The 19960-nt window shown below is 67.3% G+C and carries 18 protein-coding genes and 1 tRNA gene; 9 read left to right on the top strand and 10 right to left on the bottom strand.

The window, feature by feature from the left end; translation table 11 throughout:
• Positions 1 to 19: 19 nt before the first annotated feature.
• A complete protein-coding gene (locus tag MARKY_RS05945; protein WP_013703975.1) occupies positions 20 to 1306 on the bottom strand; it encodes an amylo-alpha-1,6-glucosidase in 1287 nt (428 codons plus the stop codon).
• Positions 1307 to 1367: 61 nt separating this feature from the next.
• Here MARKY_RS05945 and MARKY_RS05940 point away from each other — a divergent pair.
• Positions 1368 to 1458: transfer RNA gene (locus MARKY_RS05940), tRNA-Ser, on the top strand.
• A gap of 34 nt (positions 1459 to 1492) precedes the next feature.
• Here the strand turns inward: MARKY_RS05940 and MARKY_RS05935 are convergent.
• On the bottom strand, positions 1493 to 2299 hold the full coding sequence (locus MARKY_RS05935; RefSeq protein ID WP_013703974.1) for a helical backbone metal receptor: 807 nt from the start codon (positions 2297 to 2299) through the stop codon (positions 1493 to 1495).
• Complete coding sequence (coaE, locus tag MARKY_RS05930) at positions 2283 to 2882, bottom strand: dephospho-CoA kinase (protein ID WP_013703973.1); 600 nt, start codon at positions 2880 to 2882, stop codon at positions 2283 to 2285. Before coaE ends, MARKY_RS05935 begins: the two co-directional genes overlap by 17 nt.
• 9 nt (positions 2883 to 2891) lie before the next feature.
• On the opposite strand from coaE, the gene MARKY_RS05925 reads away from it, so the two are divergent.
• The 5 genes from MARKY_RS05925 (at position 2892) to MARKY_RS05905 (ending at position 9948) form a co-directional block, all read left to right on the top strand.
• Positions 2892 to 4208: an HD domain-containing protein gene (locus MARKY_RS05925; protein ID WP_013703972.1), complete on the top strand. Its 1317-nt coding sequence runs from the start codon at positions 2892 to 2894 to the stop codon at positions 4206 to 4208.
• Entirely contained in the window at positions 4183 to 5328 is a 1146-nt protein-coding gene (amrB, locus tag MARKY_RS05920) for an AmmeMemoRadiSam system protein B (RefSeq protein WP_013703971.1), read from the top strand. The genes MARKY_RS05925 and amrB overlap by 26 nt, the downstream gene beginning before the upstream one ends.
• A gap of 173 nt (positions 5329 to 5501) precedes the next feature.
• The gene (locus tag MARKY_RS05915) at positions 5502 to 7520 is read left to right on the top strand and encodes a PrkA family serine protein kinase (RefSeq protein ID WP_013703970.1); all 2019 of its coding nucleotides are present in this window, start codon (positions 5502 to 5504) and stop codon (positions 7518 to 7520) included.
• Between the two features lie 18 nt (positions 7521 to 7538).
• The gene (locus tag MARKY_RS05910) at positions 7539 to 8636 is read left to right on the top strand and encodes a DUF444 family protein (protein WP_013703969.1); all 1098 of its coding nucleotides are present in this window, start codon (positions 7539 to 7541) and stop codon (positions 8634 to 8636) included.
• A complete protein-coding gene (locus tag MARKY_RS05905; protein ID WP_013703968.1) occupies positions 8623 to 9948 on the top strand; it encodes a SpoVR family protein in 1326 nt (441 codons plus the stop codon). The genes MARKY_RS05910 and MARKY_RS05905 overlap by 14 nt, the downstream gene beginning before the upstream one ends.
• A gap of 25 nt (positions 9949 to 9973) precedes the next feature.
• Here MARKY_RS05905 and metG read toward each other — a convergent pair whose 3' ends face one another.
• From metG to MARKY_RS05875, 6 genes are all read right to left on the bottom strand, one after another.
• Positions 9974 to 11872, bottom strand: a complete 1899-nt coding sequence (gene metG / locus MARKY_RS05900; RefSeq protein WP_013703967.1) for a methionine--tRNA ligase — start codon at positions 11870 to 11872, stop codon at positions 9974 to 9976.
• Positions 11873 to 12015: 143 nt separating this feature from the next.
• On the bottom strand, positions 12016 to 13194 hold the full coding sequence (locus MARKY_RS05895) for an ABC transporter permease (protein WP_013703966.1): 1179 nt from the start codon (positions 13192 to 13194) through the stop codon (positions 12016 to 12018).
• The gene (locus MARKY_RS05890) at positions 13191 to 13913 is read right to left on the bottom strand and encodes an ABC transporter ATP-binding protein (RefSeq protein ID WP_041658303.1); all 723 of its coding nucleotides are present in this window, start codon (positions 13911 to 13913) and stop codon (positions 13191 to 13193) included. Before MARKY_RS05890 ends, MARKY_RS05895 begins: the two co-directional genes overlap by 4 nt.
• Positions 13914 to 13939: 26 nt before the next feature.
• Positions 13940 to 14623, bottom strand: coding sequence for a ribose-5-phosphate isomerase RpiA (rpiA, locus tag MARKY_RS05885; RefSeq protein ID WP_013703964.1), 684 nt, complete (start codon positions 14621 to 14623; stop codon positions 13940 to 13942).
• A complete protein-coding gene (bcp, locus tag MARKY_RS05880; protein WP_013703963.1) occupies positions 14620 to 15093 on the bottom strand; it encodes a thioredoxin-dependent thiol peroxidase in 474 nt (157 codons plus the stop codon). The genes rpiA and bcp overlap by 4 nt, the downstream gene beginning before the upstream one ends.
• 39 nt (positions 15094 to 15132) lie before the next feature.
• Positions 15133 to 15618 carry an adenosine diphosphatase gene (locus tag MARKY_RS05875; protein ID WP_013703962.1) on the bottom strand — a complete coding sequence of 162 codons (486 nt, stop codon included), beginning with the start codon at positions 15616 to 15618 and terminating at the stop codon, positions 15133 to 15135.
• 37 nt (positions 15619 to 15655) lie between these two features.
• Between MARKY_RS05875 and mqnC the strand changes: the two genes are divergently transcribed.
• The 3 genes from mqnC to MARKY_RS05860 are packed head-to-tail and all read left to right on the top strand — an operon-like array spanning position 15656 to position 19343.
• The gene (mqnC, locus tag MARKY_RS05870) at positions 15656 to 16774 is read left to right on the top strand and encodes a cyclic dehypoxanthinyl futalosine synthase (protein WP_013703961.1); all 1119 of its coding nucleotides are present in this window, start codon (positions 15656 to 15658) and stop codon (positions 16772 to 16774) included.
• The gene (locus tag MARKY_RS05865) at positions 16774 to 17904 is read left to right on the top strand and encodes an amidohydrolase family protein (RefSeq protein WP_013703960.1); all 1131 of its coding nucleotides are present in this window, start codon (positions 16774 to 16776) and stop codon (positions 17902 to 17904) included. Before mqnC ends, MARKY_RS05865 begins: the two co-directional genes overlap by 1 nt.
• Positions 17904 to 19343 carry a chloride channel protein gene (locus MARKY_RS05860; protein ID WP_013703959.1) on the top strand — a complete coding sequence of 480 codons (1440 nt, stop codon included), beginning with the start codon at positions 17904 to 17906 and terminating at the stop codon, positions 19341 to 19343. The genes MARKY_RS05865 and MARKY_RS05860 overlap by 1 nt, the downstream gene beginning before the upstream one ends.
• On the opposite strand, the gene MARKY_RS05855 is transcribed toward MARKY_RS05860, so the two are convergent.
• The gene (locus MARKY_RS05855; protein ID WP_013703958.1) at positions 19255 to 19947 is read right to left on the bottom strand and encodes a PIG-L deacetylase family protein; all 693 of its coding nucleotides are present in this window, start codon (positions 19945 to 19947) and stop codon (positions 19255 to 19257) included. The two genes, MARKY_RS05860 and MARKY_RS05855, sit on opposite strands and share 89 nt — an antisense overlap.
• Between the last annotated feature and the right edge of the window lie 13 nt (positions 19948 to 19960).

The raw sequence follows: 19960 nt of genomic DNA, 5'->3' as shown, positions 1-19960 counted from the left end.
CCAAGTCTAGCACGAGCCGTCACGCTGCAGGAGCGTCCTCGTCCCGAGTCAGCAGGCGCCACACCAAAGCCAGCGCGGCCGTCCAGGAAAAGTCCTTACCGCCGCGGCCCTCCCCGGTTTTGGGGTGGTAGTACTCGCGGAAGCCAAAGCGGCGAATCAGCTCGAGCGTGTCGTTTCGCAGGCGTTCCGCGAGGTCGTCGTACCCGTAGTCCCAGAAGGCCTCGGCGAGCATCCAGTTCACGTTCACCCAAACCGGGCCGCGCCAGTACCGCGTGCCTTCAAAACTCGGCTCGAGGGGGTGCACGCTAGGCAGGGCGTAACGCACGTGGCGCACCCATTCCCGGAAATGCTCCGCCAAGCGGCGCGCCCGGCCCTCACCGGGGATGCCCGCGAACAAAGGGAGGAAGCCCGCCGAGGTCTTGACGCGAATGCGCCGACCGGTGATGAGGTCGAGGGAGTAGTAAAAGTTGTCCTCGCGGTCCCAAAGGGCTTGGAAGCCCACCTGGGCTTCCACGATCCACTCCTGGATCTCGTGCGGCTCCTCCCCGAGCATGACCGCAAGGGCGTACAGATCCTGGTTCGCCCGGTGCAGGATCGCGTTGAAGCCCACGTCGATCACCTTGAAGGGCGATTCGCGAAAGATGGCGCGCTGGTCGAAGTTCAGCCGGCGGAAGAAGTACAAAAGCCAGAGGTAGCGGTCGTACTCCTCCTTGCGGGGACGCTCCTCCGGCTTGGCGTAGAGCAGGTCCTTGCGCTCGTACGGGGGCACCCCTTCCGTCGGTACGCGCCGGAGGGGTTCATCCCAAGCGGGGCTGTTGTCCATCCCGGTCGCCCACGGGTGCACTACCGCGACCAGCCCGGTGCGGTTCGGGTCGCGCGCCTGGTACAGCCACCGGTGGTACGCCAGGATCCTGGGGTACAAGGCCTTCGCCGACTCCCGGGCGAACGCGTGATCCCGGGCGTGCTCGTACAGGTAACGCACGGCCGTAGCCAGGATGGGCGGCTGGGTGATCACCGAGCTCGCGCACCCCCGCCCGACCGTGCCCCAGACCTCGGGGCCGGGAAAGTAACTCTCTTGCTTTTTGTGAAACACGATGTGCGGCACCATCCCGTCGGGCCACTGCCCCTCGAACAGGGAGAACAACTCCTGCCACGCCCGACGCTCGTCCAGGTGCAGCCACCCCATCGCGTTAAACCCGGAGTCCCAAAGCCACTGGTACGGGTACAAACCCTGCGCGGGCGCGGTGAAGCCGCCGCGGTCGTTATTGCGAAGCACCTGCACCGCCTGCTCGTAAAGCCCCCCCATGCCTTCATCTTACCCGCAGCTTGACGCATCCCAGACGCTTTGCTAGGCTTATGAACGGCACGGAGAGGTGCCCGAGTGGTTGAAGGGGTACGCCTGGAGAGCGTATGTACGGCCTAGCCGTACCGCGGGTTCGAATCCCGCCCTCTCCGCCAAAACCGCCCCGCCGTTAGGCGGGGCGACCGCGTTTTAGCGGGCCTCGAGCACGCACGCGATCTCCTCGGCGAGCGCCTCGAGGTACGCGAAGAACTGGGGACCGTAATGGGCGATCTCGTCACCGCCGGTGATCACGAGAGGGTACACCCACCCCCGCTGACGCATAAGGGCTCGGGTCTTCTCCTGGATAACCGCCTTGCTGCGGACCGGCTTGGGCTCGTAGATGACCAGCTCGGGCTCGAGGCGCGCGACCTCCTCCAGGTCCGGCACGAAGTAGGCCTCCGCTCGGTGGCCGTACACGTTCACCATCCCCAGGTGGGATAAGGCCGCGTCGATGTAGCTGCCCCGCCCCACGCTGATCGGCCCGTTGAAGTCGAACTCGAAGTACACGCGTACGCCCGCGAACCGGTTCGCAAGGCGCGCGTAACGCTCGGCAAGCTCGGTACTCAAGCGCGCTGCGGCCTCTACAGTCCCGGTCAGCCCGCCGAGCAACCCCACGTTCTCCAGGATGCCCCAAGGCGTGTGGGGAAGCGGTACCGGGAAGACAGGGTACCCCGCCTCATGAAGGGTGCGGGTGAGGTCGCGCTGAATCCCGGTCGTGGTCAGGATCAGGTCCGGGCTCAGCTCCTCCAAAAGCCGCCAACGCACCTTCGTGTAGCTCGCCACCACGGGCAGGGCGTTCGCAGCTTCCGGCCGGTAACAGAACGCGCTGCGCCCCACCAGCCGCGCGCCCAAACCCAGGCGGTACAAAGTCTCCGTGGCGTTCGGGGCGAGCGAAACGATGCGCTTCGGATCTTCCGGCAGCTCGAGCGTCCCCAACCCGTCATGCACGATCTTCACACAGGATCACCTCCCGGTACCACGCCTCCACCGCTCGCTCGAGGGCCTCCAGGTCCCCGGCGTTCTCGATCACCCAGTCCGCGCGGCGGGCCTTCTCCGCCTGTGGCATCTGCGCCGCGTCCCGGGCCCGGAAGGCCTCGGGATCCAGCCCGCTCCGCACCTGCACGCGCTGCATCCGCACCGCGTCCGGAGCGGTCACGACGAGCACCCCGTCCAACCCGCGCTCGAGCCCCCCCTCAAACAGCAAAGGGATCTCCAGAATCACCGCGGGGGGCGGGACAGGGCGTTGCTCGAGCCGCGCGATCTCCTGGGCCATGCGCCGACGCACGTACGGGTGGATGAGGCGCTCGAGGCGTTCGCGGGCCGCAGGATCGCGAAACACGATCTCCGCGAGACGGGCGCGGTCTAGTACGCTGCCCCGGCAGGCCTCGGGGAAGGCGCGGCAGATCTCGCCTTGCATGGCTTGTGCGGCCTCGCGGGCCAGCTGGTCGGCGTCGATCACCGGCAGGCCGCGCCGCTCGAGCATGCGCGCGACCGTGGATTTTCCACTCCCGATGCTGCCCGTAAGGCCAATCCGGCGCATAATGGGTTTATGCTCGTCGCGCTCGGTCGCGTCCATCTTCCAAAGCACCTTCCCTTCCCCCGAACAGGATACCTGGTGGGCGGCGCGGTCCGGGATCTGTGGCTTGGCCGGCACCCCGCGGACTTCGACTTCGTTGTCCTGGACCCGCGCCTCGAGGCCACCCGCGCGGCGAAGACCCTAGGGGGCAGCGCGTTCCTCCTGGACGAGGCGCGGGGGCACTGGCGCGTCGTGAAGGAAGGGCTCACCCTGGATTACACGCCTCTCCCGCCCGGAGGGCTTGTAGAGGACCTCCTCCGGCGGGATTTCACCGTGAACGCCCTCGCCGCGAACCAGCGTGGCCTGGTGCTCGGCCCAAGCCTGGCGCGCCACGACCTAGCGCACGGGTGGCTGCGCGCAGTGCGGCGCCAAAACCTCTGGGCGGACCCCTTGCGCAGCCTCAGGGCCGTGCGGCTCGCCTACACGCTCGGCCTCAAGCTGGAGGCGCGGACCGCGCGGTGGGTGCGCGCCCACGCCGAGGCCCTGCGCTTCAGCACGCGGCCGGCGTGGGAGCGCGTGCGGGACGAGCTGGAGAAACTGCTCGCCTCCCCTTACGCCGCGAACGGGTTCCTCGAGCTCGAGCGCCGAGGCCTGCTCGCCGCGTACCTCCCGGAGCTGGCCGCCGGAGTGGGGGTGGCCCAGGGAGGGTACCACCACCTGGAGGTGTTCCGGCACCAGCTCGAGGTGCTGGCCCAACTGGTGCGGATCCACCCAAAGGCCGATCCCGCCCTGCGCTGGGCCGCTTTGCTGCACGACGTGGCGAAACCCCTGGTGCGGCAGTGGGACCCCCAGCGGGGGTACTACCGGTTCTTCGGGCACGCGGAGGTCGGCGCGGGCGTAGCGCGCGAGGTCCTGAAGCGACTCCGGGAGCCCACGGCCCTCGTACGCCGCGTCTACCGGCTCGTGCAGCACCACATGCACCTTCCCCCCAAGAGCCGGCGGGGGTTGCTCCGCTGGGTGCACAAGCACCGCGCCCTCCTACCGGATCTCCTGTACCTGCAGCTCGCGGACCGCGAGGCGACCCGGGGGCCGCGCGCGAACCCGGAGGAGACCGCGCAGCTCTGGGCCACGCTCGAGACGGTGCGGGAGATTCTGGAACACCATCCCCTCGAGCCTCCCCTCCTCTCCGGGCGCGAGGTCATGGCGCTTTTGGGGATCCCGCCGGGCCCTGAGGTGGGGCGGCTTCTCCGGGCCCTCGCGGAAGCGCAGGCCGTGGGGGACGTGCGTACGCCCGAGGAGGCCCGGGCCTTTATACGATTAAGGCATGAAGCCGAAGCTTCGGGAGCTTGAGATCACCCCTACGCCCGAAGGGTACGTGCTGCGCGACCCTTATGGGATCTCCGAAGAGGTGCTGGTGCTGAGCCCGGAGGCCATGTACCTCGCGAGCCTCCTCGACGGCACCCGGGACGTGGTGGAGCTGCAAGCCCACATCCTCAACACGAGCGGCAGCCTCATCCCCCGGGAGAAACTCGAGGAGCTCATCCGCGGCCTGGAGCGGGCGGGGTTCCTCGAGACCCCGGAGTTCGCCCAGAAGCTCGCCGAGGCCGAGCGGGCCTTTACCCAGCAGGAAAGCCGCCCCATGGCCCTCGCGGGGATCTCCTACCCCGCCGAAGCTGAGGCCTTCACCGCGTACCTCCAGGCCTTCCGCGCCCTCGTGCCGGAAGGAACAAAAGGAGCAGTGCGCGGTGTGGTGATGCCGCACCTCGAGCCTCGGCGGGTTCCCGAGGTGTACGGCGCGGTGCTCGAAGCCCTCGCTCAAACCCCGCCGCCCGAGCGGGTGCTGGTGGTGGGCGTGGCCCACCGCCCCATCCAGGAGATCGCGGCCGCGCTGCCCCTCGCGTTCGAGACGCCCCTGGGGCGGGTCGAGGTGGACCTCGAGGCGCTCGGAGCCCTGGACGCGCTCGTGCCGTTCGAGCTCTTCAACACGCCGCTCGCCTTCCGGGAGGAGCACTCGGTGGAGTTTCCCGCGGTCTTCCTCAAGGGCGTTTGGCCCGAGGCGAGCTTTAAGATCCTCCCGCTGATCGTCTCCGGGAGCGAGGAGGCCATCCCCTTGGAGGAGCTGGCGCGCGCCGTGGAGGTGCTGGCGAAGGACTACCCGTTCCTGCCAGTCGCGAGCGTGGACCTGTCGCACGTCGGGGCCCGGTTCGGGCACGGACCGCTCACCCGCGCCCTCGCCACCCGCGCGCAGGCCGTGGACCGCCGTTACCTGGAGCTTGTCGCTGGGGGTGAGTTCGACCGCGCGTTTTTGGACGTGACGCTGCCCAAGAACCCCACGGGCATCGACGCGTACGCCGCGGTACACGCGCTCAAAGCGGTGCTGCGCGGCACGGGGGAGGTCGTGGCGTACCGGTTCTCCGCGGAGGTGGAAACCCTAAGCGCGGTAGGCGCGGGAGCGGTGCTCTTCCGTTAGCCTGAAGCCCAGAGTACGGAAGGCCGGGTGCGCTGTGGGAGGCGCACCCGTTTTTGCGGGGATTCGTGCCCCAGTATACAGCAACACCTCCACGAAACTGCTATTTTTAGGGCAAGGGTCCTATTAAACAGACGGTATGGCTCCGTTCTGAGCAAGGCCTTTGGGAGGTACCCATGAAGCCATTAGAGCAGATTCGACGCCAGTTGGACCTCGAGCATTACCGCTCGCTCCACTGGGAAGGTAGTTTCGAAGCGTACCTCAACGTACTGTTAGAGGACCCGCGCCCCTTGCGCACCAGTTACCAGCGCCTCCACGACATGATCGTCAGCTACGGCAGCGAAACCTACACCCATTTTCGCGAGCCGGTGATCCACTACCGCTTCTTCGATGACCCCCTCGAAAACGGGCGGGACGCGGTCTTCGGGCTGGACAAGGCCCTCATGAAACTGGTGGCCTTCTTCAAGGCCGCGGCCTACCAGTACGGCCCCGAGCGGCGCATCCTCCTGCTGCACGGGCCGGTGGGCTCCTCCAAGTCCACGATCGCGCGGCTGTTGAAGAAAGGCCTCGAGGTCTACAGCCGCACCCCGGAAGGCGCGCTTTACAGCTTCGCCTGGCGGACGGAAGAGGGCTGGGAGCCCTGCCCCATGCACGAGGAACCGCTGCACCTCCTCCCCACCAAGCTGCGCGAGGAGTTCCTCAACACCCTCCGCGCCCGGCACCCGGACTACCCTTACCCCATCGAGGTCGAGGGGGATTTGTGCCCGGCCTGTCGCTTTTACATGCGGGAAGCACTGCAGAAATACGAAGGCGACCTGGCCGCGGTCCTCGAGAACGAGGTCCGCGTGCGGCGGTTGATCCTCTCGGAGAAGGACCGGGTGGGCATCGGAACGTTCCAGCCCAAGGACGAGAAGAACCAGGACTCGACCGAACTCACGGGGGACATCAACTACCGCAAGATCGCGGTGTACGGCTCGGACTCGGACCCCCGCGCCTTCAACTTCGACGGGGAGCTGAACATCGCGAACCGCGGCATCGTGGAGTTCATCGAGATCCTCAAGCTAGACGTCGCGTTCCTCTACGACCTCCTCACCGCCTCCCAGGAGCACAAGATCAAATCGAAGAAGTTTGCCCAAACGGACATCGACGAGGTGATCCTCGGGCACACCAACGAGCCCGAGTACAAGAAGCTCCAGGCGAACGAGTTCATGGAGGCCTTCCGGGACCGCACGATCAAGATCGACGTACCCTACCTCCTCCGGGTCTCGGACGAGGTGCGCATCTACCAGCGGGACTTCGCAAGGGTGCGCGGCAAACACATCGCGCCGCACACCCTCGAGATGGCCGCCACCTGGGCGGTGCTAACGCGGCTCGAGCCCCCCAAGAAGGCCGGCCTGAACCTGATGCAAAAGCTCAAGCTCTACGACGGCAAACTCATGCCCGGCTGGACCGAAGAGGCGGTGCGCGAACTGATGAGCGAAGCCGCGCGCGAAGGCATGGAGGGCATCTCTCCCCGGTACGTGCAGGACAAGATCTCCAACGTCCTCGTGACCGTGGACGAGCCCTGCATCAACCCCTTTATGGTGATGAACGAGCTCGCCGAGGGGCTCAAACACCACTCCCTCATCTCGAACGAGCAGACCCGCGAGCGCTACAAGGCGCTCCTCGAGGAGGTCAAAAGCGAGTACGCCGAGATCGTGAAGAACGAGGTGCAGCGGGCCATCGCCACCGACGACGAGGCCCTCCAGCGCCTCTTCCACAACTACATCGATCACATCCGCGCCTACGTGCTGGGTGAGCGCGTCAAGAACCCCTACACCGGTGCATCCGAGCCGCCCAATGAACGCCTGATGCGCTCGGTCGAGGAAAAGATCGAGATCCCCGAGTCGCGCAAGGACGACTTCCGCCGCGAGATCATGAACTACATCGGGGCCCTGTCCCTCGAGGGCAAGAGCTTCACCTACAAGGACAACGAGCGCTTGCGCCGCGCGCTAGAGATGAAGCTCTTCGAGGACCAAAAGGACACGATCCGGCTCAGTGCGCTCGTCTCCGGTGCGGTGGACCCCGAAACCCAAGCGAAGATCGACGTGGTCAAGGCCCGGCTGACCCAGGACTACGGGTACTGCGAGCACTGCGCGAGCGGCGTGCTGGAGTTCGTGGCCTCGATCTTCGCGCGCGGGGACACCAAGGAGTAATCCTCCGAGGATGGCGGCATGCGGCCCATTGAACGAGACCTCCAGCGGTTCAAACAAATCGTCCGGGGCGAGGTGGAAAAACGCGTCCGAGAGTTCCTCACCCGCACGGAGTACGTGGGCGAGGTCGCCGGCCAGCCGGTCTCCATCCCGCTGCCGCAGCTGGAGGTGCCCCGCCTGATCTACGGGGAGAACGCCTTCGGCCAAGGCGAAGGCGACGGGGAGGGCAGCGGCACCGGCCAGGGCGGCATGGGTGGGGCCGGGCAGGGCAGCCTGGGCCCCGGCGGGCACATCCCCGTCGCGGAGATCGAGTTCGAGGAGCTCCTGGAGTTGATGGGAGAGGTGCTGCGTCTACCGCGCCTCGAGCCCAAGGGCCCGGGAGCCGTGGAGGAAACCTCGAAGCGCTACACCACCCTCTCCCGCTTCGGGCCGGAAAGCCTCCGGCACGTCCGCCGCACGCTGCGCCAAGCCCTCCGGCGCTCCTTGATCAGCGGGGATTACCGCCCCGACGACCCCCAGCTCATCCCGGAGCCCGAGGACTTCCGTTACCGAGCGCCGCGCGAACACCCCCGCCCCATCGCCCAAGCGGTCGTGGTGTTCGCCCTGGACGTGTCGGGCTCGATGGCGGGGGAGCAGCTCGAGATCGTTAAACAACTCGCCTTCTGGATCACCGCGTGGATCCGCAAGCACTTCCCGAGCCTCGACCGGCGCTACATCCTCCACGACACCGAGGCCTGGGAGGTGGACGAGCACGCCTTCTTCCGCGTGCGCGAAGGAGGCGGCACCCGCCTCTCCAGCGCCATCCAGCTCGCCGCGAAACTCCTCGAGGAGTACCCCCCGGACCTGTACAACCGGTACGTGTACCACTTCAGCGACGGGGAGAACTGGAGCGAGGACACCGGACAAGCCCTCGAAACCCTCGAGGAGCTGTTACCCACCCTTGCGCTCTTCGGGTATGGTCAGGTGCACCTGCGGCACGGCCAAGGGCGGTTCCTGGAGGACCTCCTCGAGTACTTCGGCGAGGAGTACGAGGCGCTCGCCGCCACGGAGATCCGCGGCCGCAACAGCCTGCCCGAGGCGCTCCGGCGCCTACTTGGAGGCGATCGTGACGGCAGCTGAACTCCGGGAGGTCGTACGCACCGCGGAGCGCGTGGCCCGCGACTTCGGGCTGGACTTCGACCCCGTGGTCTTCGAGGTGGTGGACTGGGAGACCATGGCCATGCTCGCGGCCTACGGGGGGTTTCCGCGCCGCTACCCGCACTGGCGCTGGGGGGTCGAGTACGCGCGCTTCAAGCAAACCGCGCGGTACGGCCTCTCCCGCATCTACGAGCTCGTCGTGAACACCTCCCCGGTGTACGCGTATTTGCTCGAGTCCAACCCACCTCTCGCGCAAAAAGTGGTGATCGCCCACATCTACGGGCACGCCGACTTCTTCAAGAACAACGCGTACTTCGCGCCGACCCCCAAGGAGATGCACAACGAGCTCGCCAACCACGCGGCTTTGGTGGAGCGGCTCGCCGAGCGCCACGGCCGCCGGGCCGTGGAGGAGTTCCTGGACCTCGCCCTTTCCCTGGAGAACCTCATCGACCCGCACGCGCCCTACATCCAGCGCCACCACGAACCCCTCGAGGAAGAACCCCAGGTGCGCTTTCCCGTCCGCGTGTACCTGGACCCGTACGTGAACCCGCCGGCCGACCCCCCCAAGGAAGCCGACGAAGGCGCGCAGATCCAACCTCTCCCTGCCCAGCCGGAGCGGGACGTGTTGGGGTTTTTAGTGGAGCACGCCCCGCTCGCCCCCTGGCAGAAGGCGATCCTCGAGGTGATCCGGGAGGAGGCGTACTACTTCGCGCCGCAGGCCATGACCAAGATCATGAACGAGGGGTGGGCGACCTTCTGGCACACGCGGATCCTGGTGCAGGGCGGGCTCCTCAAGCCGGAGGAGGTGCTGGAGTTCGCCGAGATGCAGGCCGGGGTCCTGGGGGGGGACGGGTTCAATCCGTACCGGCTAGGGTACCATTTGTACCGGTACATGGAGGAAAAAGCCGGCCTCGAGGCCCTCTTCCGGGCGCGAAGCGTGCACGACGACGTGAGCTTCCTCGACGAGTGGCTGACCCTGGAGTTCGCGGAGATGCACAAGGTCATCGCGCCGGGGGACGAGGAGACCTTCAAGGCAGCCAAGGACCGGCTGCTCTTCGCCCTCACGAACGCCGGAAACCCCATCGTGTACGTGATCGACGCGAACTTCGAGAACCGGGGGGAGCTGGTGCTGTACCACGCGTACGAGGGCGTGGAGCTCGAGCTCAAGCGCGCCCGGGCCGTTTTGGAGAACCTGTACCGGTTATGGGGGCGCGCGGTGCACCTCGAGACGGTGGTGGACGAGGAGCCCGTGCGGCTCAGCTACGACGGCGCGCACCGGCACGAGGTGCTCTAAATCCGCGCGCCCTTTTTCCGGGGCGTTAGCGCACGCGCGCGCCCGGAGGCAACGCGCGGTCCAGCGTGACGAGGCCCAGGTTCCCCTCCGCGTCCTCCGCGGCGAGGATCATGCCCTCGGAGCGCACGCCCCGGAGCTTCGCGGGCTTGAGGTTCGCCACCAAAACCACCCGCTTGCCCACCAGCTCCTCGGGGGTGTACCAAGCCGCGATCCCGCTCACCACGGTGCGCTCGTGATCCCCCACGTTGAGCCGCAGCACAAGCAGCTTGTCCGCGTTCGGGTGCGGTTCGGCGGTCACCACCTCCGCGACGCGGAGCTCGACCTTAGCGAAGTCGTCGATCTTGATCTGCGGAAGCGTCTCCGGTTGGGTTTCCTGCACCTTGCTCACCTCGGGTTTCTTCGTTTCGGCCTTAGGGAACAGGATCGGGGCCTCGGCGGGAATCCGTGTGCCCGCGGGGGCCACCCCCCAGGTCTCGGTGTCCGCGAGGGTGCCGTCCCCAAGAGCGAAGGCCGCCCGGATCTCCCGGGCCTTGGTCGGCATGGCGGGCTCGAGGAGGATCGAGGCGATCCGGATCCCCTCGACCACAGCATAGAGTACCTGCTCAAGGCGCGGTTTGCGCGCGGGGTCCTTGGCGAGTTCCCAGGGTTTGTGCTCGTTCACGTAGCGGTTCAACAAGCGCGTGAACTGGAGGACCTCCTCGAGGGCCTGGTGAAAGCGCAGCTCCTGCACCAGGGGCCGCACGCGCGCGGCGAGCGTGGTGGCCGCCTCCACGACGGGCTGGTCCTCCGGGGCCGGTTCGGCTTTGGGCAGCACCCCCCCCAGGTACTTCAGGAGCATGGTGCGCGTGCGCTGCACGAGGTTCCCCAAGTCGTTCGCCAGGTCCGCGTTGTACCGGTCCACGAGGCCCGACTCGCTGACCGCACCGTCCTGGCCGTAGGCGAGTTCCCGCAGGAGGTAGTAACGCACTGCGTCGGTCCCGTACTTTTCCGCGAGTTCGAAGGGGTTCACCACGTTCCCGAGGGACTTGGACATCTTGCGCCCGTCGGGGCCGAGCAGGTACCCGCCGACGTTTAGGTGCCGGTAGAGCGGGATCCCGGCGGACTTGAGCATGGCCGGCCAGAAGACCGCGTGGGGCTTCAGGATATCCTTCCCGATCAGGTGCTGGGCCGCCGGCCAGTACCGCTCAAACCGGGGGTCCTCCGGGTATCCCAGGGCGGAGACGTAGTTCAAAAGGGCATCGAACCACACGTACGTCACGTGGTCTGGATCCCAAGGCAGCTCGATCCCCCACGGGACGCGGCGCTTGGGGCGGGAGATGGACAGGTCCCCGATCGGCTCGGCTAGCATGGCTAGAACCTCGTTACGGTAGCGCTCCGGCCGGATGAACTCGGGGTGCTGCTCGATAAAAGCGCGCAGCCAGGGGCGGTACTTCTCCATGCGGAAGAAGTAGTTGCCCTCCTGCCGCCGTTCCGGGGGCACGCCGTGGTCCGGGCAGCGGCCGTCCACGAGTTCCTTCTCGGTGAGGAAACGCTCGCACCCAACGCAGTACAGCCCCTCGTACTCCCCGTAGTAGATATCCCCCGCGTCGTACACCTTCTGCAGCACCGCGCGCACCACGGCCTTGTGGCGCTCCTCAGTGGTGCGGATGAAATCATCGTACGCGATGCCCAGGGCCGCCCACGCCTCGCGGAAACGCGCGCTGACACGGTCCACGAAAGCCTTGGGCTCGAGGCCGGCCTTCTGTGCGGCTTGCGCGATCTTCTCGCCGTGCTCGTCCGTACCGGTGAGGAAGTAGGTGTCGTACCCGTCCAGCCGGTGCCAGCGCGCGAGGTAGTCCGCTACGATCGTGGTGTACGCGTGGCCGATGTGCGGCTCGGCGTTCACGTAGTAGATGGGCGTGGTGACGTAAAAGGTCTTCCCCATATCCACCCTCCAACAAAAAAGCGGGGCGCGTGCGCCCCGCGAGCGGCTAAGGTAGCCTTAGCCACCGCGGGGGAACTCCATCATTCGCGCGCCCAGCGTCATGTTCCTATCCTAGCGGAAGCCGTTTCCGCTTCGCAAGCGCCCTAGTTGCGGAAAATCACCTCCTCGCGCTGGAAACTGTAGTACGCCACCCCCAGGGCTAAAAGGGCGTAGGCGGCGGTGCTCGCCCAGGTTAACAGTATCTGGATAGGTTCCGCCGCGCCTTTGATTAAACCGTCGATTAAGAGGAAGGTGTTCACGAGGGGCACCAGGTACAGGCCGTCCCCCACGCGGAGGAACTCCGAGGAGAAGGTCAGGAACATCACCGGGATGATCAGCATGAAGTACAGGGGCGCCATGTACGCCTGGGCTTCCTTGTAGCTCCGCGCGTACAGCGCGAGCGTGAGCTGCACCGAGACCAGCAACCCCGCGAACAACACCCCGGTCACCAAAAGCGCCAGGTACGTCCCCGCTCCTAAAGCGAGCGCGCCTCCCATCATCTCCGAGCCTTCCAACGTGAAGGCTTCCGGGAGCACCCGGCGCATTAACTGTCCCCCCAGGATGAGGCCCAGCAGGCCGCTCAGGGTCGCGCCCACCGCCATCACGTGCGTCGCGAGGAACTTGCCGAACACGAGATGCTTGAGGTCCACCGGCGCCGAGAGCAGCACCTCCAAGGTGCCCTTTTCCTTCTCCCCGGCGGTCGCGTCGATCGCGAGGGGCTGCCCACCCTGCAGGATGAAGATCAGCAAGAACATGGGGATCAGGAAGCCCAAGAATCCCGCCGCCTGCTCGGCGGGCTTGGAGGCGTCCTCGAGGCGCACCGAGAACGGGCGCAGCACCGACGGGTCCAGGCCGGCCGCCTGGAGCCGTTCGAGGATAAGGGCGTTCTTGCGTTCCTCCAGAACCGCGCGGACCTTGGCCACGACCACCTGGCTTTTGAGCTGGCTGCCGGAAAGGCGCGCGTAGATCACGTACTCCCCGTCGCTATGGACCAACGCGACCTCCACGCGCGCCTCCTGGACCGCCTCTACCGGGTCCGCGACGGAGACCGGCTCGAGGTGGGCCTCCCGCAGCTTGGCCACCAGCGCCTCGTCGACCCCGATCACCCCCACCCGCTGCACCTCCGCCTCGGCCTGTCCGGCGAGGTTGCCGATCAGGGCGGTAGGGCCGTACATGAACAAGGGCATCAGGAGGATCGGCAGGACCAGGTTGCCGAACAAAGCGCGCCGGTCCCGCACGAGGTTCGACAGCTCCTTCCAGGCCACCCAAAGCGCGAACTTCATGCCGCCCCCCGCACGGCCCGGATGAAGGCGCGCTCGAGATTCGGGGTGTTGTAGCGTTGAAGCGCCTCCTCGATCCGGCCGATGAACAAGAGCTTGCCTTGGTGTAGGAACCCCACGCGGTCGCAGACCTCCTCCGCCTCCGCCATGACGTGGGTGGAGTAGATGATGGTGTGCCCCATCGTGCGGTAATGCGCGACGAAATCAAGGAGGGCGCGCCGAGCGAAGACATCCAGGCCCGCGGTGGCTTCGTCGAGAAGCAGCACGGGTGGTTCGTGCAGCACGGCCCGGGCGATGATGAGTTTTTGCTGCATGCCGGAGGACATCTCACGCACCTGTTTTTTGAGGAGGTCGCCCATCTCGAGCAGGTCGTCCACCCAGGCCAGCCGCCGCTTGAACTCCGGGCCCTCGATCCCATAAAAACGAGCGAAAAAGCGCAGGATCTCCTCCCCGGTCATGCGCTCGTACAGTCCCATGCCGCCGTTGACGATCCCCAGGTTGCGGCGGACCTCCAGGGGGCGCTGGCGGATATCCACCCCACCCACGCGCGCGGTGCCCGCGGTGGGCCGGATCAAGGTGGCCAGCATGCGCAGCGTGGTCGTCTTCCCCGCTCCGTTCGGGCCCAACAGGCCGAACACCTCGCCCTGGGGCACCTCGAAATGCAGTTGGTCTACGACGTACTTCCCGCCGTAGCGCTTGCTTAAACCATCTACCTGAATCATGTCCATTTCGAAAGTAGTATAAAGGATTACGCGCGCTCCAGCCGTTCCACCCCCTCCGGCCCCGCCACGAAGGCCAGGTCCGCCATGCCCACAAACAGTCCCACCTCCAACACACCCGGTATCGCTTTCAGTTCCTGCTCTAACCGTGCGGGATCCTCAATGGGGTCAAAACGCACGTCCGCGATCAGGTTCCCGTTGTCCGTTACGAACGGCCGCCCCCCAGCCATGCGCACCTCAGGCACGCCACCCAGCCGGCGCAAAGCCACCAGCGTGGCCCGGTACCCAAAGGGCGCAACCTCCACCGGCACCGGCCCCCGTTCGCCCAAGGCCCGCACCTTCTTGCTCGAGTCCGCGATCACCACGAAGACGCGCGCCGTAGCCTCCACGATCTTCTCGCGCAACAGGGCTCCGCCCAGCCCCTTGATGAGGGCAAGGTCCGGGGCGATCTCGTCCGCGCCGTCGATCGCGAGGTCCACCCCTTCCGGGCCCAGCTCCACCAGCGGGATGCCCACCTCCCGCGCCAGGCGCGCGCTGGCCTCGGAGGTCGGCACGCCCCGAACCCCCTCCAGGCTCCCCTCGCGCAAGCGCCGGCCGATCTCCTGGATCGCGTACTTCGCGGTGGACCCGGTGCCTAGGCCCACGGTCATGCCCGAACGCACCAGCTGCACGGCGGCCAAAGCCGCGGCTTTCTTGTAGGCCTCCGCGCTCATGCCTGCTCCTTAATCAACTCGCGCAACGCCGCCGCTACCTCCTGGGCATGTGTGGCCGGCTTAACCTTCTTCCACACCCGCGCGATACGCCCCTCAGGGTCGATCAGAAAGGTGTAGCGCATCACGCCCTCGTACACCCGGCCGTACAGGTTTTTCTTCCCCCACGCGCCGTACGCCCGAATCACGGCCTTCTCCGGGTCGGCCAGAAGAGGAAAGTTCAAGCCGTACTTCTCTGCGAACCGCCTGTGGCTCTCCACCCCGTCCGCCGAGACCCCCAGCACGACCGCGCCCAGCGCCTTTAATTCCGCATGGGCGTCCCGGAAGGCGCAGGCCTCCTTGGTGCACCCCGGCGTGTCGTCCTTCGGGTAGAAGTACAGCACCACCCACCGGCCCCGGTAGTCCTCCAGCCGGTGCAAACGACCCTCCTGATCCGTGAGCGCAAACTCCGGTGCGACTTCTCCAACGCGCATACACGGCCATCATACACGGCCGGTACGCACCAAACGGGCTTAGAGCTTGTAGCCAAACCGCCGCAGCAACGCCTTGCGCGCCTCGACGTGCGCTTCGTCCTCCACCCCGAGGGGCTTGAACCCGTCCAGCACGCCGAGCACGCCGCGCTGCTCGCCCGCCTCGAGGACCACGACCTGCACGGGGTTGGCTGTCGCCGCGAAGATCCGCACCACCTCCGGGCAGGCCTTGACCGCGTGGAGCACGTTGATGGGGAAGACGCCCTCCCCCAGCACGATGATGAAAAAGTGCCCTGCCCCCACCGCGAGCGCATTCTTGACCGCGAGCTCGACGAGCTCCGGGTCGGTTCCGCTTTTGCGCACGAGCCGCTCCTGCGAAGCCTCGCAAAAGGCCAGGCCGAACTTAATGCCCGGCACGGCGTTCACCATCGCCTCGTGCAGATCCTCCACGGTCTTGATGAAGTGCGCCTGCCCCAGGATCACGTTGACCGCTTCCGGCTTCTCGATCGGCACCAGTTTCAGTTCCATACGCCCATTTTAGGTCTTGAGCGTGTAGGATGAGGGCATGGACGTCCTGGAGAAGGCCGTAAGCGGCGCGCGTCTAGAACCCCGCGAGGTCGAGGCCCTCTACCAGCTGCCGCTCTCCGAGGTGGCGGCCGCTGCGCACGAGGTCCGGTTACGGAAAAGCAACCCTGAGGTCGTCACCTACCTGATCGACCGGAACATCAACTACACCAACATCTGCACGGTCGCGTGTAGCTTCTGCGCCTTCTACCGCACCCGCCGCCAGCAGGACGCCTACACGCTCTCCTACGAGGAGATCTCCCAAAAGATCGAGGAGCTCAAGGCCGTCGGGGGCCGCCGCATCCTGATGCAGGGCGGCGTGAACCCCGAGCTGCCGTTCGAGTGGTACCTGGAGATGCTGCGCTACCTCAAGCGCGAGCACCCCGACGTCCGCATCGACGCCTTCAGCCCCGAGGAGATCCTGGGCCTCGAGAAGCTCACCGGCCGACCCGCCCTCGAGCTGCTCGCAGAGCTTAAGGAGGCTGGGCTTGACGGTATGCCCGGCGCGGGCGCGGAGATCCTGGTGGATGAGGTGCGCACCAAGGTGGCTCCGGCCCGCATCCGCACGCAGGACTGGTTCCGCATCATCGACGCCGCCCAGTCCCTGGGGCTCTACACCCTCGCCACGATGGTGATCGGGCTCGGCGAGACCCCTGCCCAACGCGCCGAGCACCTCCTCAAGTTGCGTGCCCAGCAGGACAAGGCCCTCGAGCAATACGGCCAGGGGTTCGCGGCCTTCGCCGTGTGGACCCTCCAGACCGAGCACACCCGCCTCAAGGGCAAGGCCCCCGGCGCGACCGCGCACGAGTACCTCCAGCAGCTGGCCATCGCCCGGCTCACTCTGGACAACATCCCCAACCTCCAGGCCTCCTGGCCGACCCTGGGGTTCAAGGTCGCGCAGGCCGCCCTGTACTATGGGGCGAACGACTTCGGATCCACGATGCTCGAGGAGAACGTGGTCTCCGCCGCAGGAGGGCACACCCGAACCCACGCGACCGAACGCCAGATCATCCGGCACATCGTGGACGCCGGGTTCAAGCCCGCCGAGCGCGACGTGTACTACAACATCATCCGCTGGCCGGAGGTCGAACCCGAACCCACCGAGCTGCCGATGGCCTGATGCCCCGGATCGACCTGCGCGCTCACATCTGGACTGCGGACCTCGTGTACACCGGGTTCGGTGCGCCCATGCGCGCTGGAGGGGTGGCGGTCGTAGGGGAGCACGTGGCCCAAACGGGGCCTCTCCAGGACCTCCGGCGGGCCTACCCCGACGCGCCCATCGAGCACAAAGGCCGCTACCTCGGGATCCCCCCGGTCAACGCCCACACGCACCTCGACCTCTCCGCCGTTCCCCGGTACCAGGGGGCGTACGTGGGGTTTGTCCGCCACGTGATCCAGCACACGCGCCGCGGCGCGCGCGGCCTCGAGGCCGCACGACGGGGCATGGCCGAGCTACAATCCCACCGCGCCGCGGCCTTCGGGGACATCGTGACCCGCGAGGAGGTGATGCGCTGGCTCCTCACCGAATCCCCCCTGCCTGGGGTGGCGTACTGGGAGGTCATCGCCCCCGACCCCACGAAGGCCGCGGAGGTGTTCCGGGAAGTGAGGGCGCGCATAGAGCGCTGGCGCGCCCTGGAACGCCCCGGCGGGGTGCGCGTCGGGCTCAGCCCGCACGCGCCGCACACCGTGAGCGCTCCGCTCCTCAAACGCCTCGCGGAGTACGCGCGCCTCGAGGGACTCCCCATGCAGATCCACGCCGCGGAAAGCCCGGCGGAGCTCGAGTACTTCCAGCGCGGCACCGGCCCCCTCGCGGCGTTCCTGAGGGAGGTCACGGGCCTTTCCCACCCCGCCCCCGGCATGACGCCGGTGGCCTACCTGGCGGAGCTGGGGGTGCTCGAGGCCCGCCCCACCCTGGTCCACGCGGTGCAGGTCACGGAAGCAGACGTGCGCATCCTGGCGGAAGCGGGGGTGCGGGTCGTGAGCTGTCCCCGCAGCAACGCGGGCCTCGAGGTCGGGCGGTTTCCCTGGGGGTTGTACGGAAAGTACGGCGTCGAGGTTGCGCTTGGCACGGACTCCCGCGCGAGCAGCCCCGACCTGGACGTACGCGCAGAGGCTCAGGCGTTGCTCGAGGCGGGGCTCGAACCGCGGGGGGTCTTTCGCGCGCTGACGCGCGGCGGGTACCGCGCTTTGGGACTCGCAGCGCCCAGGCTGGTGCGAGGCACTCCGGTCCGGCAGGTAGAATTCTGGTGATGTCGCGCCCGCAGGTCGGCCCGCTCCTGCTCTACAGCGCCCTGGTCGGTGCGCTGGCCGGAGGGTTGGGCGCCGTTTGGGTCTGGGGTTTGCGGGTCGGTCAGGGGGTGTTGCTGGGGGAGGTGGTGGGGTTCTTGCCTGCCGGGATTCCTGGGGAAGGCGCGCTTCCCCTCGCGTTTCGCACCTCGCGACCATGGGCGCTGGTGCTGCTCCTTCCCCTAATCTTCGCTGTAGCCGCCTTCATCGGGAAGAACCGAGGGTTTTTCTGGTTGATCCCCGCGCTTCGCCAGGGCGGTCCAACCCCCCTCACCGCGAAGCTGCGGTACGCGCTGGGTAGCCTTATCGAGCTCTCCGCGGGCGCGCCGCTGGGGCGGGAAGGCCCCATGGCGGCCCTGGGGTACGGGGTAGGCGCCGCGGTCGGGCGTGCGTTCCGGCTGGAGGACCGGCCGTGGTTGCTGCCATTCGCGGGGGTTGCAGCGGGGTTCGCTGCGGCGTTTCACGCTCCCCTAGCTGGCGCGCTGCTCGCGACGGAGATGATTTACCGGGGGTTCGCGCTGGAGCTAGCCGCGTTGGCCCCTGCACTGGTAGGCGCACTCGCGGGGTTTACGGTGTACGGCGCGGTGCACGGGTACGGGCCGCTGCTCGAGCTGCGCGTGGACCCCATCCACTTTAGGGACGTCGCGTCCGCGTTGCTGCTCGGCGCGGCGCTCGCCGGGGTGAGCACCGTGTGGGTGCTGGCCGCGCAGTTCGTGCACGGGCTTTCTCGGTCCACACGGCGCGTGCTGCGTCATTTCGCGATCGGGGGGATTCTCGCCCTCAGCGCGCTCGTGTTTCCCTTCGCTCTAGGGAGCGGCCTCGCCTGGGTTCAGCTCGGCACAACGCCGGTACCGAGCCTGGCCTTTCTCGGCGCGCTGTTTCTCAGCGTCCTAACCCTGACCGCGGTTGCTGCTGGCCTCGGCGGGCACGGCGAGCGGCTCACCCCCAGCCTAGTGGTCGGGGGGTTGTTCGCCATCCTAATGGCTCGAGCCCTTCCCTTCGCGTTCACTGCGCCCGAGGTCGCGGCGCTCGCGGGCATGGGCGCGATGATCGCGGGGATTGCTCGAGCTCCGCTCGCCGGTATCGCGCTGGCCGCGGAGCTTGGAGGGTACGCGATCCTCCCGGTGGTCTTGCCCGCCGCACTCACCACCTACGCCCTCACCAGCGTGTACGCGTACCCCACGCCCCCCCTCGTCAATTCTGGGGTGGTGATCGAGGGCACGCCGTACGCCGGGAAGCGGGTGGCGGAGCTGCCGTTCGCCCTCGAGGCCGTGCTGCGTTCCGGTGAGCGCATTCCTGCAACCCCCAGCCTCGTCATTCGCGCCTCGGATCACCTGGTGCTGGCAGGTACGGAAGCGCCGGAGCCTGAGGCGCCACCACCTGAAAACGCTCCGCGTACCTGACCCCGGCCTCCGCTCCGATCACAGCGCGCCGCGCGCGGAAGGCCTCGAGGGTGTAGGCCCACCCGTAGAAGGCCCGGTAGTACTCGAAGACCGACTCGGCCACCTCCATGACCGGGGTGATGTCCACGCTCACCACCGGGCGGCGCACCTCAGAGCGGTAATAGTGGAACAGGCGAATGGGCTCCCGGTAAGCGTTGCCGACCAGCTTAGGGATACGCACCAACTTCAACGCGGAAAGCGTCGCCTGGTAGGTCGCGCGGTGGTCCGGATGCACGTCCTCGGGATCCCAGGTGATCACCGCGTTCGGCTTAAACTCCGCCATCACCCGCGCCACGGCCAGCGCTTCCTCGCGCCCTCCCGTAAGCCCCGCGTCCGGGAAGCCTAAAAACCGGTACGTGCCGCCGATCAGCCGCGCGACATCCCGGCCGTGCCCCTCCCGGACCCGGGCCACCTCCTCAGGGCGTTGATCCCCGAACTGGCTGGCGAGCTCGCCGTAGGTCAACCACACGAGCATCACCGCATCCCCGCGGCGCGCGTGCAGGGCCAGGGTGCCCGCGCAGCCGATCTCGTCGTCCGGGTGGCTGAACACCGCAAGAACCCGCATGGTTTCATGCTAC

The sequence above is a fragment of the Marinithermus hydrothermalis DSM 14884 genome (assembly GCF_000195335.1).
Taxonomy (GTDB): domain Bacteria; phylum Deinococcota; class Deinococci; order Deinococcales; family Marinithermaceae; genus Marinithermus; species Marinithermus hydrothermalis.
The sequence above is the reverse complement of the archived record's forward strand: the minus strand, read 5'-3'. Positions and strand labels throughout refer to the sequence as shown.